Source organism: Phytohabitans houttuyneae (assembly GCF_011764425.1).
Classification (GTDB): domain Bacteria; phylum Actinomycetota; class Actinomycetes; order Mycobacteriales; family Micromonosporaceae; genus Phytohabitans; species Phytohabitans houttuyneae.
In genome coordinates this window covers 2,158,873-2,172,604 of record NZ_BLPF01000002.1, presented here as the reverse complement: position 1 = coordinate 2,172,604, position 13,732 = coordinate 2,158,873, and the positions used below count along the sequence as shown (strand labels likewise).

At 73.5% G+C, this 13,732-nt stretch carries 14 protein-coding genes; 10 read left to right on the top strand and 4 right to left on the bottom strand.

Features of this window, described 5'->3' with window-relative positions; translation table 11 throughout:
* Window positions 1-37: 37 nt before the first annotated feature.
* Together Phou_RS32885 and Phou_RS54650 are read right to left on the bottom strand one after the other, a co-directional pair.
* Entirely contained in the window at window positions 38-1,345 is a 1,308-nt protein-coding gene (locus tag Phou_RS32885) for an NAD(P)/FAD-dependent oxidoreductase (protein ID WP_173063377.1), read from the bottom strand.
* Window positions 1,346-1,414: 69 nt separating this feature from the next.
* The gene (locus Phou_RS54650; protein ID WP_281365103.1) at window positions 1,415-1,540 is read right to left on the bottom strand and encodes a hypothetical protein; all 126 of its coding nucleotides are present in this window, start codon (window positions 1,538-1,540) and stop codon (window positions 1,415-1,417) included.
* A gap of 68 nt (window positions 1,541-1,608) precedes the next feature.
* Between Phou_RS54650 and Phou_RS32880 the strand changes: the two genes are divergently transcribed.
* On the top strand, window positions 1,609-2,481 hold the full coding sequence (locus tag Phou_RS32880) for a methyltransferase domain-containing protein (RefSeq protein ID WP_178134987.1): 873 nt from the start codon (window positions 1,609-1,611) through the stop codon (window positions 2,479-2,481).
* Window positions 2,478-3,017 carry an oxidoreductase gene (locus tag Phou_RS32875; protein ID WP_173063374.1) on the top strand — a complete coding sequence of 180 codons (540 nt, stop codon included), beginning with the start codon at window positions 2,478-2,480 and terminating at the stop codon, window positions 3,015-3,017. Before Phou_RS32880 ends, Phou_RS32875 begins: the two co-directional genes overlap by 4 nt.
* Window positions 3,018-3,020: 3 nt before the next feature.
* Here the strand turns inward: Phou_RS32875 and Phou_RS32870 are convergent, their stop codons facing one another.
* Window positions 3,021-5,360, bottom strand: coding sequence for an alpha/beta hydrolase (locus Phou_RS32870; RefSeq protein WP_173063371.1), 2,340 nt, complete (start codon window positions 5,358-5,360; stop codon window positions 3,021-3,023).
* Window positions 5,361-5,518: 158 nt separating this feature from the next.
* On the opposite strand from Phou_RS32870, the gene Phou_RS32865 reads away from it, so the two are divergent.
* Complete coding sequence (locus Phou_RS32865) at window positions 5,519-6,478, top strand: glycerophosphodiester phosphodiesterase family protein (RefSeq protein ID WP_218579306.1); 960 nt, start codon at window positions 5,519-5,521, stop codon at window positions 6,476-6,478.
* A 441-nt stretch (window positions 6,479-6,919) separates the two neighbouring features.
* Here the strand turns inward: Phou_RS32865 and Phou_RS32860 are convergent, their stop codons facing one another.
* Window positions 6,920-7,624 (bottom strand): GntR family transcriptional regulator, encoded by a 705-nt coding sequence (locus Phou_RS32860; protein ID WP_173063365.1) that lies wholly within the window; start codon window positions 7,622-7,624, stop codon window positions 6,920-6,922.
* Between the two features lie 99 nt (window positions 7,625-7,723).
* Here Phou_RS32860 and Phou_RS32855 point away from each other — a divergent pair, with 99 nt between their 5' ends.
* The 7 genes from Phou_RS32855 to Phou_RS32825 are packed head-to-tail and all read left to right on the top strand — an operon-like array spanning window position 7,724 to window position 13,728.
* Window positions 7,724-8,548 carry an FAD binding domain-containing protein gene (locus Phou_RS32855; protein WP_173063362.1) on the top strand — a complete coding sequence of 275 codons (825 nt, stop codon included), beginning with the start codon at window positions 7,724-7,726 and terminating at the stop codon, window positions 8,546-8,548.
* A gap of 1 nt (window position 8,549) precedes the next feature.
* Complete coding sequence (locus Phou_RS32850) at window positions 8,550-9,023, top strand: (2Fe-2S)-binding protein (RefSeq protein ID WP_173063359.1); 474 nt, start codon at window positions 8,550-8,552, stop codon at window positions 9,021-9,023.
* On the top strand, window positions 9,020-10,402 hold the full coding sequence (locus tag Phou_RS54645; protein WP_173063356.1) for a xanthine dehydrogenase family protein molybdopterin-binding subunit: 1,383 nt from the start codon (window positions 9,020-9,022) through the stop codon (window positions 10,400-10,402). Before Phou_RS32850 ends, Phou_RS54645 begins: the two co-directional genes overlap by 4 nt.
* 1 nt (window position 10,403) lies before the next feature.
* Window positions 10,404-11,414, top strand: a complete 1,011-nt coding sequence (locus tag Phou_RS54640; protein WP_173063353.1) for a xanthine dehydrogenase family protein molybdopterin-binding subunit — start codon at window positions 10,404-10,406, stop codon at window positions 11,412-11,414.
* Between the two features lie 13 nt (window positions 11,415-11,427).
* On the top strand, window positions 11,428-11,730 hold the full coding sequence (locus Phou_RS32835; protein WP_173063351.1) for an EthD family reductase: 303 nt from the start codon (window positions 11,428-11,430) through the stop codon (window positions 11,728-11,730).
* The gene (locus tag Phou_RS32830) at window positions 11,730-12,590 is read left to right on the top strand and encodes an AAA family ATPase (RefSeq protein ID WP_173063349.1); all 861 of its coding nucleotides are present in this window, start codon (window positions 11,730-11,732) and stop codon (window positions 12,588-12,590) included. Before Phou_RS32835 ends, Phou_RS32830 begins: the two co-directional genes overlap by 1 nt.
* Window positions 12,583-13,728: a VWA domain-containing protein gene (locus Phou_RS32825; RefSeq protein WP_503827012.1), complete on the top strand. Its 1,146-nt coding sequence runs from the start codon at window positions 12,583-12,585 to the stop codon at window positions 13,726-13,728. The genes Phou_RS32830 and Phou_RS32825 overlap by 8 nt, the downstream gene beginning before the upstream one ends.
* The last annotated feature ends 4 nt before the right edge of the window (window positions 13,729-13,732 follow it).

The following is a 13,732-nucleotide window of genomic DNA, read 5'->3' as shown; positions in this document are numbered from 1 at the left end:
CGGCGGCGGATCGCGTACGCCAGGCGCGCGCCTGCTGTCACACCCGGTCTTCCGCGTTCGGAACCGACCTTCCGCCGAGGGCGACGCGTTCGGCCCGGCCGCGGCCGAGGAAACTCACGACCCAGTGCAGCAGCGTGGTCACCTTGTTCTTGAAACCGATCAGGTAGAACACGTGCACGGCCAGCCACATCAGCCACCCGATCAGGCCGCCGACGTGCAGCTTGCCCACGTTCGCCACCGCCGCGAATCGGCCGATCGTGGCCATGTTGCCCTTGTCGAGGTACCGGAACGGGCGCTTCGGCGGGCGGCCGTCGAGCCGGCCCTGGATCACGCGGGCGGCGTAGCGGCCGCCCTGCATCGCGACCTGCGCCACGCCGGGCAGGTCGAGCGCCGCCATGTCGCCGACCACGAAGATCTCCGGGTGGCCGGGGACGGTGAGGTCCGGCTCGACGCGGATCCGGCCGGCCCGGTCGGTCGGCACGCCGGTGGCCTGTGCGATCCGGCCGGCGAGCGCGGGCGCGGCCACCCCCGCGGCCCAGATCTTGGTGTACCCCTCGATCCGCTCGCCGCCCCCGCCGGCGTCGACCTTCACGCCGCCCGCGTCGACGTCGACCACGCGGGTGTCGAGCCGCACGTCCACGCCCATCCTGGTGAGCTGCTTGTGCGCCTTCGCCGACAGCGGCGCGTCGAAGGCGGGCAGCACGCGGTCGGCGGCGTCGAGCAGGATCACCCGTGTCTCGGCGAGGTCGGCGTGGCGGTACTGGCCCTTGAGCGCGCGGTGCGCCAGCTCGGCGATCTGGCCGGCCAGCTCCACGCCGGTGGGCCCGGCGCCGATGAGCACGAAGGTCAGCCAGCGGCGGCGGGCCTCCGGGTCCTCCTCCAGGTCCGCCATCTCGAAGGCGTGGAAGATCCGGCTGCGCAGCTCCAGCGCGTCGTCGATGTTCTTCAGCGACGGCGCGTGCTCGGCGAAGCCCTCCTCGCCGAAGTACGAGTTGCGCGCGCCCGCCGCCACGACCAGCGAGTCGTACGGCACCCGCCGCTCGCGCCCGTCCGGGGCGCTGACGACGACGGCCTTGCCGGCCACGTCGACGTCGGTCACCCAGCCGAGCTGGACGTCGAGGTTGCGGCGGCGCTTGAAGATCTCGCGGATCGGCGGCGCCACCTCACCCTCGGACAGGATTCCGGTCGCGACCTGGTACAGCAGCGGCTCGAACAGGTGGTACGTCGTGCCGTTGATCAGCGTCACCGAGACGGCCGGCGAACGCAGCTGCTTGGCCGCGAACAGCCCGCCGAACCCGGCACCGACGACCACCACGCGGTGCTTGGTGCTGGGGTTTTCCGTCATGCCTCCTGGACGGGACAGCGCCCGCCGGCGTGACCGTACGCAGCGGTGACGTGACGCACATCGAGGCCGTCAGTACCCGCCACCGCCGCCTCCGCCACCACCTCCGCCGCCGCTCGCGGCGACCGCGATGATGATGACCACGACGACCACCACCGCGATGGCGATCCACAACCACAGCTTGGCTCTACCGGACATGCTTCACCTCCCTCAACAGGCGGGTTACCCCCACGCTGCGGCCGATACCCGTCGGGCAGGATGCGGATGTGCCGCGAGCCCTGGCCGGGCGTACCCCGACGCCGCCGCCGGTCGAGATCACCGACCTGCTGTGGGAGTGGGACGCGTCCGGGACCCGGCGCCCGGTGGCGGTCGAGGCCGCCGGGCAGCGGCGGGCGGCGCGGCTGGTACGCCGCATGCCGGCCCGCGACGGCCTGCTCGACCCGGCCGCGGTCGACGCGCTGCTGTTGCGCGTGCACTACGAGCTGCAACGGCTCGAGGAGGAGCTGCAGCTGGGGCGCCGTATCGCGCAGACCGTGGCGCCGTGGGTGCGCGACCTCGGCGGCGGGCGGCCGGTGCGGGTGGTGGACGTCGGGTGCGGCCTCGGCTACGTGCTGCGCTGGCTGGCCGCACACCGCCCGCTGGGTCCGGACGTGGAGCTCGTCGGCGTCGACCTCAACCGGCACCTCGTCGCGCACGCCGCGGACCTGGCCGCCGCCGAAGGGCTGCCGTGCCGCTTCGTGGCCGGAGACGCCTTCGCGCCGGGCGTCGCCGTCGACGGCGGTACCCCGTGCGTGATGGTCTCCTCCGGGCTGCTGCACCACCTTCCGGCGGGCGCGCTGCCGTCGTTCTTCGCCGCGCAGAACCGGCTGGGTGTCGCCGCGTTCGCACACTGGGACGTGCGTCCCGGCCCGTGGTCGACGCTCGGCGCCTGGGTGCTGCACGCCGCACGCATGCGCGAGCCGGTCTCGCGCCACGACGGCGTGCTCTCGGTACGGCGGGCGCACCCGGCCGCCGCGCTCCTGGAAGCCGCGCGGGCCGGCGCGCCCGGCTACGAGGTGGCCTGCGCCGACGGTCCGGCGTGGCTGCCCCGCCCGCTGGACGTGCTCCGCCCGGTCACCGGCGTGCGGGCCGCGGCGTGAGGGAGGCGGCCGCGCTGACCGCGCTCGCGTTGCTGGACAGCATGTTCGCCGGCTTCCGCTCCTCGCTGGGGCGCACCGGCCTGATCCGCCACCGCCATCGCGACGTCCTGGCCCACCTGCGCGGCCTCGGGCTCAGCGCGGGCCTGCTCGCGCCCGTCGCGGCGGTCACACTCCTCGACGTGGCCGTGCGGGACGGTCGCCTGGCCACCTACGTGACGGCGGGGCGGGCGATGCTGGCGGTGTACCTGCCCTTCGCCGGGCTGGTCCTCGCGGCCCTCGCCGGCTACCTCGTGCTGCGCTGGCAGCACCGCTTCCTGGCCGCCGCGCTGGTCCTCGGCCCGTGCACGCTGCTGCGTCCGCTGGTCGCGGCGGCCGGTGTCGGCGCCGCCGGCTGGGCCTCGCGCGACGTGCTGGCCACGGCGCTCGCGCTCGGCGCGGTCGCGGCGGCCCTCGCTGTCGAGCCGTGGGCCGAACGCCGCTGGTACGGCGGGTCCCCTCCCCGCGGCGTGGCCCGCCGCGGGGAGGGGACCTGGTGAGAGCTAGGCGTCGTCGTCCTGCACGACCAGCTGGCCGTAGACGTCGCCGGTGAAGACGCCGGTGACCGGCTTGACCGCCACCAGGTAGGTGCGGCCGTCACCGGGCGTCGTGTTGCCGGTGACCTGGATCGGGACGGAGATCGAGGTGCTGCCCGAGGGGACGCTCACCACGGTCGCCGTCGCCGCGCCCGTCGCCGGGTTGACGACGAAGACGCGCACCTGCCCGCTGCCGGTGCTGCTCGTGCGGGTCACGCGCGCCGGCACCTGGTAGGTCACCGTGCCGGAGTTGCCCTCCTGCACGGTCAGCTCGCCGAGGTCGACGCGGGGCAGCGAGACCGGCTGCGGCGAGGGGATGCCGGAGCGCCAGCCCCACGCGTCGACGAGCCACGCCGGCCGCAGCGACGCGGTACGCGGCGTGATCTCCAGGGAGGCGACCTGGCTCAGGTTGAGACCGGCCGAGGTGGCCGGGCTCAGCGGGAAGCGGACCTCCTGCGCCCAGTCGGCGTACGTCTGCGTCGGCCACGGCACCCCGTCGAGCGTCGCCGAACCGAGCACCGCCCGCCGGCCCGAGCTGTCGGTGATCGCCACGTCGAGCTGGGTGCCCGTCGTGCCGCCGCCGATGAGCAACCGCAGCGCCAGCTGGGTGGACGAGGAGATCGACACCGGGCTCGGCGGCCGGACCGTGTAGACGGTGCCCGCCGACGGCCACTGGAACTGCACCGCGTACCGGCCCGCCTCCGGGCGGACGCCCTCGAACGCGACGAAGTTCGGCGAGGTCGACGTGTCGCAGCCGGTCGTGCTGCTGGACAGCACCACCTGCTCGCACACGCGGGCGCCCGAACCGCTCACCACGGTCGAGGTGTCCGGCACCAGCAGCCGCTGCCGGTTGCCGCCCACCGCGCTGGTCAGGATGACCGCCGGGTCGGCCGACGGGGCGCGGAAGCCCGAGCCGTCGATCAGCGGCCGCACCTGGTCGTTGCCGGCGACGAACGTGGCCGCCGCCGCGGCGACGTACGTCGCGCCCACGTTCTGCTGCACCGTCGGGGTCAGGCGCAGCGTCGAGCTCGACCGGCACGTCGGGTCGTACGGGCTCGGGTAGTCGTCGTACGCCGGCGCCGCGGCCAGGCCCGGCGTCCACTCGGTGTTGAAGTAGTTGTGGTTGGCACCGGTCACGTGCACCGCGCTGTGCAGGGCGAACCCGCGGCTGACACCGCGCGTCGCGTCCGCGTACAGCTGGCCCTCCAGATCGTTCACGTCGCCGTCGCAACCGGGCAGGATCACCATCGACGGCACGTCCGGAGCCGGGTTCTGCCCGGTGAGCGTCGGGCCGATCATGGCGAGGCCGCGGATCTGCCAGCGCACCGTCCCGGTGTACCCGTCCTGGCCGGCCGGCGGCGGGGTGAGGCTGTCCAGCGCGGCCCGGCTGACGCCCTCGCCGCCGCGGGAGTGGCCGACGAGCAGCACGCGCGTCAGGTCGGGCACCGGCGCCGAGCGGACGATGGCCGGCGCGGACGGGCGGCCGCTGCCGGCCCAGTCCGCCCAGCGGGACAGGTGGGTGCGGACCAGCGAGGAGCGGGCCTGCGCGCCGCCGTCGGTGGGCGGCAGCCCGGTGGTGTCCTGCGCGTTGACGCCGTTGGCCGAGATGGACACGGTCACGTAGCCCTGCGAGGCGAGCAGCTGCTGCGTGCGCTCGAAGCCGCGGAAGCTCGGGATCGGCGTCCAGCCGGACGAGCACGGCCACTCCAGCCGCGTCGGCGAGGTGCCCTGGTAGCAGGTCGCGTAGCGGCCGTGCAGGATCAGCACCAGCGGCCGGCTGCCCGACGTGCCCTGCGGCGCGACCACGTAGCCGCGCATCTCCACCGGCGCGGCGAAGCCCGGCAGCGTCAGGTCGGGCAGTGTGTACTCACCCGAGATCGTGGTGAAAGACCCCGCGACGCCGGGGTCGACCGGGTTGGGCGGCAGGACCGCCGCCGCCTGGACCGGTGCCGCATTGGTACGCGGTGCGGCCGCGGCCGCCTCGTCCAGCCGCCGGTTTCCGGCCTTCACCCGCAGGTCGTCGAGGTCGCTCGGCGCCGCGCCGGCCACGGTGAGGCGCAGGCTGCGGCGGTCCGGCGCGGTGGCCGGGTGGCCGAGCAGGCGGTCGCCTGCGTAGAAGCCGACCAGCGCGCCACCGACCGGCACCGGCGCCGGGGCGTGCCAGGTCAGCGTGTACCCGGAGTCGGTCTTCTTCAGGTCCCAGCCGTCGGGCGGCGATCCACCTGGTCCCGCCCACGCGGCGCCACCGCCGCCAATTAATAACGCAAATGTGACCGTCGCGGACAAGACGGCTCTGCCGATGCGCATCGGCTACTCCCCCGTGTATTCGGTTGTGCCCATGAGCGCTCGGGAGCGCTCCCAGCGGTGGGAGTCTAGTGTGCGCTTACACTTCGATCAATGCGCATACTGTGATGATGCGCGTTACCCCACTATCCCGGCGCATCGCCGCGATTACGCTGGCGCCGTTGACCCTGCTCGCACTCGGCGCCGCCCCGGCGGAGGCCGGCCGGCGGGGCGAAAACTGGCTCGACAAACCGTTCGTCCACATCGCACACCAGGGCGGCGAAAGCGAGGCGCCCTCCAATACGATGTACGCTTTCCGCCGCGCGGTCCGCCTCGGCGCCGACGTGCTGGAGTTCGACGTTCACTCGACTGTGGACGGTGTGCTCGTGGCCAGCCACGACGCGTCCGTCGACCGCACCACCGACGGCACCGGGCTGATCCGCGACAAGACCTACCGCGAGCTGCGCGCCCTCGACGCGGCGTACAACTTCGTGCCGGGTCGCAACGCCGTGCCCGGACTGCCGCCGGAGTCGTACCCGCTGCGCGGCGTCCGCACCCACGACAAGCGCCCACCGCGCGGCTACCACGCGACCGACTTCGTGATCCCGACGGTGCGCGACGTGCTGCGGACCTTCCGGTACGTGCCGCTCAGCATCGAGATCAAGGGCACCACCGACGCCGACACCGAGTCGTTCCTGCGCAACGCCCGCCTGCTGGCCGGCCTGCTCACCAAGGCCGGCCGCACCCGCGACGTGATCGTGACCTCGTTCAACGACGCCGCGGTGGCCGAGTTCCACCGGCTGGCGCCGAAGGTCGCGCTGGCGCCCGGGCTGCAGGGCCTGACCAGCTACTTCTTCGCCGGCGTGCGGCCGATCGACGGCACGGTCGCGCTCCAGGTGCCGGTCACGTACCAGGGCGTCCCGATCGCCACGCCGGCGTTCATCGCCCGCGCGCACGCCGACGGCTACGCGGTGCACGTGTGGTTCAGCGGCACCGCCCCGGAGGACGAGGCCACGTACAACACGCTGATCGACGCCTGCGCCGACGGCCTGATGTCGTCCTGGCCCGCCCGCATGGAACGCCTCCTCGACGAGCGCGGCATCGCCCGTCCCGGCACTCCAGGCACCGACCCCTGCGGGTAGCACTGCCGGTGCGGGCCGCGGGCGCTTCCGAGCACGGCCGCCCCGGCCCGCACCACCCGCGAACCGGTCGGCGGGCTCCGTCGTCGCGGTCGGTGACTGCCGATCAGGTGCCGGCGGTGCGAGCTTCGAATCTTGGTCAGTTAGCGCGATATTTCGACGCTAACTTGCCAAGATCTGCCGGTGCGGGCTCCTGGGTTGAGCTGGGCGACCGCGGAGGGTGAGGCGGCAACCGCGGGCATGGCGGCGGCTCACAGCCAACGGTCGGGGCAGCAAACGACCACGATCTCAACAGGCCCGGGGTGAGGTCGCCCACCGCGGACGCCTCACCCTGACCGCGAAAGATGTTCCAGATCCTGCTTTCGAGATTCCTGCCAGACCGCCGCCCGGCTCCCGGCTCGCCTCGACAGGTCGCTCGAAGACCGGCCCAGGCGTCGCAAACGCTCAGCTGACCTGGCGGCGCGACCGGCCGTGGGCGTCGTGCGGCAGGTCGGCGTAGTGCCACTGGTGGTCGCGCGCGTGCTTGCAGGCCGTCTCCAGGTCGCCGTCCTCAATGGACCTGAGCAGGTCGGCGTGGTCGCGGGCGATGTCCCGCAGCTTCACCTCGGCCGCCACCATCGTCACCGAGGTGCGGGCCTCGATCTGCAGCGCCTCCCACGAGAGCTTCAGCAGCTCGTTGTGCGCGGCGTCGACGATGTGCCGGTGGAACGCCACGCTCGCCCGCGCGGCGGCCGCGGCGTCGCCGGTGCGGGCGGCGGCGCGCATCGCCTTGACCTCGGCGCGCAGGGCGTCGACGGGCACCGTGCCGGCCAGCATGGCGAGCCGGGTCGCGGTCTCCTCCAGGGCGGCGCGGACCACGTAGCTCTCGCGGAGCGTCTGCTGCACGAAGTGCCGCACGAACGTCCCGCGCCGCGGCCGCGTCTCCACCATCCGCATCGCCTCCAGCTCGCGGAGGGCCTCGCGGACGGGTGCCTGGCTCGTGCCGTACATCGCGGCGATCCTGGTCTCCACCAACCGCTCGCCGGGCTGGATCTCGCCGGAGACGATGCGGACGACGAGCGCCTCGCGGATCTGCTGCGACAGCGTCATGCGCGTCACCAGCGGAGTGACCTCGGGCGCCGGCGGCGCCCCGGGCTCGTCGGGGGTCATGGCGCCATCGTAACCACGCGGCCGACCTTGACGCGGCGAGGCACGCGGCCGTAACGTCCGCGTAACCGATTATCGATAGTCGGTGAGGAGGCGCTCCAAATGATCACGGCAGTGCGTACTCCGGACTCCCTCGCGGCCGCGCTCGGCCACGCCGCCGCCGGCGGCCGGCTGATGGCCGGCGGCACCGTGGTGATGGCCCAGGTCAACAGCGGTTCGCCCGGCTCCCCCGAGCTGGTGAGCCTGCGCCGCGCGGGCATCGGCGGCATCAGCCTCGACGGCGCGGTCGCCCGGGTCGGCGCGACCACGACGCTGACCGAGGTCGAGGAGAGCGCCGAGCTGGCGTTCCTGCGCGGCGCGGCGCGCAGCGTCGCGTCACCCACGATCCGCAACCTGGCCACGGTCGGCGGCAACCTCTTCGTGCCACAGCCCTACGGCGACCTCGCGGTGTGCCTGCTCGCGCTGGACGCCACCGTCGAGGTGGCCGGCCCGGACGGCGGGCGCGAGGTGCCCGTCGAAGCGGTGCTCGCCGGCGGCGTCGCGCCGGGCGAGGTGGTCACGGCCGTCCGGCTGGCCGTGCCGGCGGCGGGCACGTGGTTCTACTACAAGGCGATGCGCCGCAAGCTGAACTCGGCCGCCATCGTCGCGGTGGCCGCGGTGGTGGGCTCGGCCGGCGGGGTCGTGACGTCCGCGCGGATCGCGCTAGGCGGCGTGGCACCCCGGCCGGTCCGCGCCGCCTCGGCCGAGCGGGTCCTCATCGGACGTCCACTTTCGACGGACGTGCTGGAGGAGGCGGGACGGGCGGCGCGCGCCGACATCGCCCCGTTCGACGACAGCTACGCCAGCGCGTGGTACCGCACGCGTGTCCTGCCGGTGCACCTGCGCCGGGCGTTCCTCGGCCAGGCCGACCCGTCAGAGAGGGCGTGACATGGCCTCACAGGTCGTCAACCTCCGCGTCAACGAACGGTCGCGGGAGTTCCTCGCCGCGCCGGGCACCTCGCTGCTGTCCAGCCTGCGCGACACGCTCGGCCTCATGGCCGCCAAGCGGGGATGCGCGCAGGGCAGCTGCGGCACCTGCACCGTGCTGCTCGACGGCCGGCCGGTGATGTCCTGCCTCGTCGCGGTGGAGACCGTCGACGGCGCCTCGGTGCGGACGCTCGAAGGGGTGGGCCGCGACGGCGAGCTCGACGAGGTGCAGAGCGCGTTCCTGGAGGGGTTCGCCACCCAGTGCGGCTTCTGCACCGCCGGCATGATCATGGCGGCGGAGGCGCTGCTGGACCGCAACCCGGAGCCGACCCGGGACGAGGTGGTCGAGGCGATCAGCGGCAACGTGTGCCGCTGCACCGGCTACGGCCCGATCGTCGACGCGATCCTCGACGCGGCGGCGAGGCGGAAGTCGTGAGGTACAAAACGGTACCGGTGGACCGCACGTACTTCCCGGACGCGCCGGCCGAGGACTTCACGGTGATCGGCTCGGTCGTGCAGCGCTCGGACGCGCTCGGCCACGTCACCGGGCGCACCGCCTTCTTCGAGGACCTCAACCCGCCGGACCTGCTCCACCTCAAGATGCACCGCTCGGCCCGGCACCACGCCCGCATCCTCGACGTCGACCTGAGCGAGGCGCTCGCGGTGCCCGGCGTGGTGCGGATCCTGACCCACGCCGACATCCCCCACAACGTCTTCACCCCGCTCAAGCTGATCGGCGTCGAGCCGGACGACGAGCCGGTGCTGGCCGAGGGGAAGGTGCGCTACCTCGGCGAGCCCATCTGCGCGGTGGTCGCCGAGACCGAGGCGGCCGCGCACGAGGGCGCCGCCCGGGTCAAGGTGACGTACGAGGAGCTGCCCGCGGTCTTCGACGTGGAGGAGGCGCTCGCCGAGGGGGCGCCGATCGTCAACGAGTACCACGGCAACAACTACTTCACCTACGAAGGGCACCACTGCCGGCGGATCCGGTTCGGCGACGTGGAGGCGGCGTTCGCGGCCGCGGACCACGTCTTCGAGTGGCGGTACCAGTCCGCGCCGATCGAGCACGCGCCCACCGAGACCACCGGCTGCATCGTGGTGCCGCAGCCGGACGGCCGGTTGCGCATCCACTCCGACACGCAGGCGTGCTTCTTCACGCTCGACAACACGGCGCTGATCCTCGGCACGCCGTTCAACAAGCTGCGCATCGTGGGCGGCACCGTCGGCGGCGGCTTCGGCGGCAAGGTCGACATCGCGGTCGAGCCGGTCGCCTGCGTCGCCGCTATGCTGACCCGCCGGCCGGTCAAGTACGTGTACAGCCGGTACGAGGAGATGCAGGTCTCCTCCCCGCGCGCGGCCGAGCGCATCTACATCAAGGACGCGGTGATGGCCGACGGCCGCATCACCGGCCGCAAGGTCACGCTCTATGTGGACGCCGGCGCGTACTCGCGGCACAGCCCGTACGGCACGACGAAGGCGGCGGCGCACATGCCGGGGCCGTACACGATCCCGAACGTGTGGGTCGACTGCCACTGCGTCTATACCAACCGCACGCCGTCGAGCGCCATGCGCGGCTTCGGGGTGACGATCGGTGACTTCGCGCTGGAGTCCCAGATGGACCGGATCGCCCGCGCGCTGGACATGGACCCGCTGCGGCTGCGGCTTGTCAACGCCTACCGCGACGGTGACCTGAAGGCACACCGCAAGGTCGCCGAGGGCACCGCGCTGGTCGAGGTCATCCAGAAGGCGGCGGAGATGGTGGGGCACGAGCTTCCCGACGAGTACCGGCGGATGTCCTCGATGGACCGGGGGCGCTGAGATGGCCTGGCTGCGCGGGCGCGGGTACGCCTCGGTGAACTACCCGACCGGCATGAACCTGGGCGGCGACCCGTCCCAGGCGCTCATCCACGCCACCACCACCGGCACCTTCGTCGTCTCACTCTCCTCCGTGGACCTCGGCCAGGGCCTCAAGACGGTGGTCGCGCAGTGCGCGGCGGAGACGCTCGGCCTGCCGATGGAGAACGTCATCGTCGACACCGCCGACACCGACACCGGGCCGCACTGCATGGGCACGTTCGCCAGCCGGGGCACCCACCGCGTCGGCAACGCCGTCATCATGGCCGCCGCCGAGGCGCGCGAGGTGATGCTCGCCGTCGCCGCCGAGGAGCTGGAGGTGGACGCGGGCGACCTGGAGACCGACGGCACCGGGTACATCCAGGTCAAGGGCGCCGACGAGAAGCGCATCCACATCACCGACCTGGCCCTCGCCGCGCACTTCACGCACGGGCGCACGATCTCCGGGCGGGGCATCTTCCTCAAGGAGAAGAACGACCCGGTGCCGGAGACCGGGCAGATGGACCCCGACTCGTGCCAGGCGCACGCGTGCACGGTCGCCGTCGTCGAGGTCGACGACGAGACCGGCGTGGTCGAGGTGCTGGAGCTGCACAACGTGTACGAGATCGGGCGGGCGCTCAACCCGGCGATGGTCGCCCAGCAGGTCGAGGGCGGCGCGTGGATGGGCATGTCGCACGCGCTGTTCGAGGCGACCGAGCCGTACTACCCGGTGCGCGACCACGGGCCGACCGACTTCAACGAGTACCTGATGCCCGGTGCGGCGGACATCCCCACCTACCACAACGCGATCCTCGAACGCCCCGCCGGCAACGGGCCGTTCGGCGCCAAGGGAATCGGCGAGATGACCGCCAACGCGCCCATCCCGGCGATCGCCAACGCCATCTTCGACGCGTGCGGCGTGCGGCTGGACACCATGCCCTTCACGCCCGAACGGGTACTGCGCGGGCTCGACGAGCTACGCGGAAACCAGAGTTAGCAGAGGAGTCGCAATGCTCAAGGTCGTCTCGTTGCTCAAGCGCGCGGAGGGCTTGTCCAAGGAGGAGTTCGCGAAGTGGGTGGTCGAGGACCACCTCGCGTTCGCCAGGAAGCTCCCGGGCCTGCGCCGGTACACGGTGAACGTGGCCGTGGCCGAGGACGCACCCTACGACGCGGTCAACGAGCTCTACTTCGACGACGAGCAGGCGCGGGTCGCCGCCTTCGCGTCGGAGGACGGCAAGGCCGCGGCGGCCGACGCCGGCGCGCACACCTCCAGCCGCGTGCACGTGCTCACCACGGCGCACGAGCTGTTCTGATGCCGCTCGGCGAGGAGCGGCTCGCGGCGGCGCTGGCGCGCGAGGGCTACTTCGCCGACGAGGGTCTGCTCACGGCCGTACACCTGGCGCTGTTCCTCGGGCGGCCGCTCCTGCTGGAGGGCGAGCCGGGCGTGGGCAAGACCGCGCTCGCCTCGGTGCTGTCCCGGGTGCTCGACCGCGAGCTGATCCGCCTGCAGTGCTTCGAAGGGCTCGACTCCGGCCAGGCGCTCTACGAGTGGGACTACCCCAAGCAGCTGCTGCGGGTGCGCACCGCCGAGTCCCGGGGCGAGGAGATCGGCGATTTGTACGCCGAGGAGTTCCTGCTGCAACGCCCGCTGCTGCGCGCGGTCCGGTGCGCGCGCGGCGCGGTGCTGCTCGTCGACGAGATCGACCGGGCCGACAGCGAGTTCGAGGCGTTCCTGCTGGAGTTCCTGAGCGACTTCCAGATCACCGTCCCGGAGCTCGGCACCCTGCGCGCCGCGCACGTCCCGGTCGTCGTGCTCACCTCCAACCGCACCCGCGAGCTGCACGACGCGCTGCGCCGCCGCTGCCTGTACCACTGGATCGCCTTTCCCGACGCGGAGCGCGAGCGGGCGATCCTGCACGCCCACGTCCCGGGCCTGGCGCAGGAGGCGGCGGCCGAGCTGGTCCGGGCGGTGCAGCGGATCCGCGAGCTGCCGCTGCTCAAGCGGCCGGGCATCGCCGAGTCGGTCGACTGGGCACGCGGCGCCGCCGCGCTCGCCGACGGCGGCGACGGCTGGCCGCGCGCGCTGCGCCGGGCGCTGGGCCTGCTCGTCAAGGACGAGGAGGACACCCGGGTCGTGCAGCGCCACGCGGAGGAGGTGTTCGGCCATCGGTGACGACCCGCGCCGGCTCGCGGCGGACCACCTGTGGGGCTTCCTGGACGCGCTGCGCCGGGCGGGTGTCGGCGCCGCGCCGGCCAAGCAGGCGGACTTCTTCCGCGCGGTCGCCGGCGCCGCGCCTCGGGACGTGCGGGCCCTCTACTGGTACGCCCGGGTCACGCTGCTCGCCGACATCGCCGGCCTGGCCGCCTTCGACAGCGTGTTCGACGCCTGGTTCGGCGGCAGCGCCGCGGCACCCGTCCCGCCACCGTCCGATGAGGAGGGTGAGGCACCCGCGCGCGGCGGCGGGGACGCCGCGTCCACGGTGGACGCGCGACCCGGCGGCGGGGTCGAGGCGAGCCCGGCCACGACCGCCGGCGGCCGCACGTTCGGCCGCTCGGACGCCCGGCAGCACGAGCTGATGCGGCTGCTCCGCGCGGCCTGGCCGGCGAGCCTGCCGGTCATCCCGTCACGGCGCCGGCGGCCGGCGCGGCGGGGACGCCGGCTCGACATGCGGCGGGTGTGGCGGCAGGCCCGGCGCGACGGCGGCGAGCTGACCCGGCTGCGCTGGACCACCCGGCCGCCCCGGGCCCGCCGCCTGCTCGTCCTGCTCGACGTCTCCGGCTCGCTCAAGCGGCACACGCCCGACCTGGTGCGGCTCGTGTACACCGCACGGCACCCGCGCACCGAGGTCTTCACGTTCGGCACCCGGCTCACCCGCGTCACCGGCGCGCTCGCGGCCGCCCACGCCGACACCGCGCTGGACGCCCTCGCCCGCACGGTCACCGACGCCGACGGCGGCACGGCCATCGGCGCGGCGCTGACCGGCTTCCTCGCCAACCCGCGCTACCTCGCCCTCGCCCGCGGCGCGCTGGTCGTCGTCATCTCCGACGGCCTGGAGCGCGGCGACAGCACCGCGATGGTCCGCGCCACCGAACGGCTGTCCCGGCTGGGCCACCGGCTGCTGTGGTGGTCGCCGCTGGCCTGCTCCCCCACCTACCGTCCGGTCACCCGCGGCATGGCCGGCCTGCTGGGGCACCTCGACCACCTCGGCGGCGTACGCGACCTGGCCACCGGCCTGTCCGAAGTGGAGCGCATCCCCGCCGCCGTCACCGGACCGCGCCGCGCGGCCTGGCGCCTCTTCCCACCGGAGTGAACCC

Excerpts from the sequence above, each read along its gene's own strand:
- Phou_RS32885 (WP_173063377.1), bottom strand. The coding sequence starts at position 1,345 with ATGACGGAAAACCCCAGCACCAAGCACCGCGTGGTGGTCGTCGGTGCC.
- Phou_RS54650 (WP_281365103.1), bottom strand. The coding sequence starts at position 1,540 with ATGTCCGGTAGAGCCAAGCTGTGGTTGTGGATCGCCATCGCGGTGGTG.
- Phou_RS32870 (WP_173063371.1), bottom strand. The coding sequence starts at position 5,360 with ATGCGCATCGGCAGAGCCGTCTTGTCCGCGACGGTCACATTTGCGTTA.
- Phou_RS32860 (WP_173063365.1), bottom strand. The coding sequence starts at position 7,624 with ATGACCCCCGACGAGCCCGGGGCGCCGCCGGCGCCCGAGGTCACTCCG.
- Phou_RS32855 (WP_173063362.1), top strand. The coding sequence starts at position 7,724 with ATGATCACGGCAGTGCGTACTCCGGACTCCCTCGCGGCCGCGCTCGGC.
- Phou_RS32850 (WP_173063359.1), top strand. The coding sequence starts at position 8,550 with ATGGCCTCACAGGTCGTCAACCTCCGCGTCAACGAACGGTCGCGGGAG.
- Phou_RS54640 (WP_173063353.1), top strand. The coding sequence starts at position 10,404 with ATGGCCTGGCTGCGCGGGCGCGGGTACGCCTCGGTGAACTACCCGACC.
- Phou_RS32835 (WP_173063351.1), top strand. The coding sequence starts at position 11,428 with ATGCTCAAGGTCGTCTCGTTGCTCAAGCGCGCGGAGGGCTTGTCCAAG.
- Phou_RS32830 (WP_173063349.1), top strand. The coding sequence starts at position 11,730 with ATGCCGCTCGGCGAGGAGCGGCTCGCGGCGGCGCTGGCGCGCGAGGGC.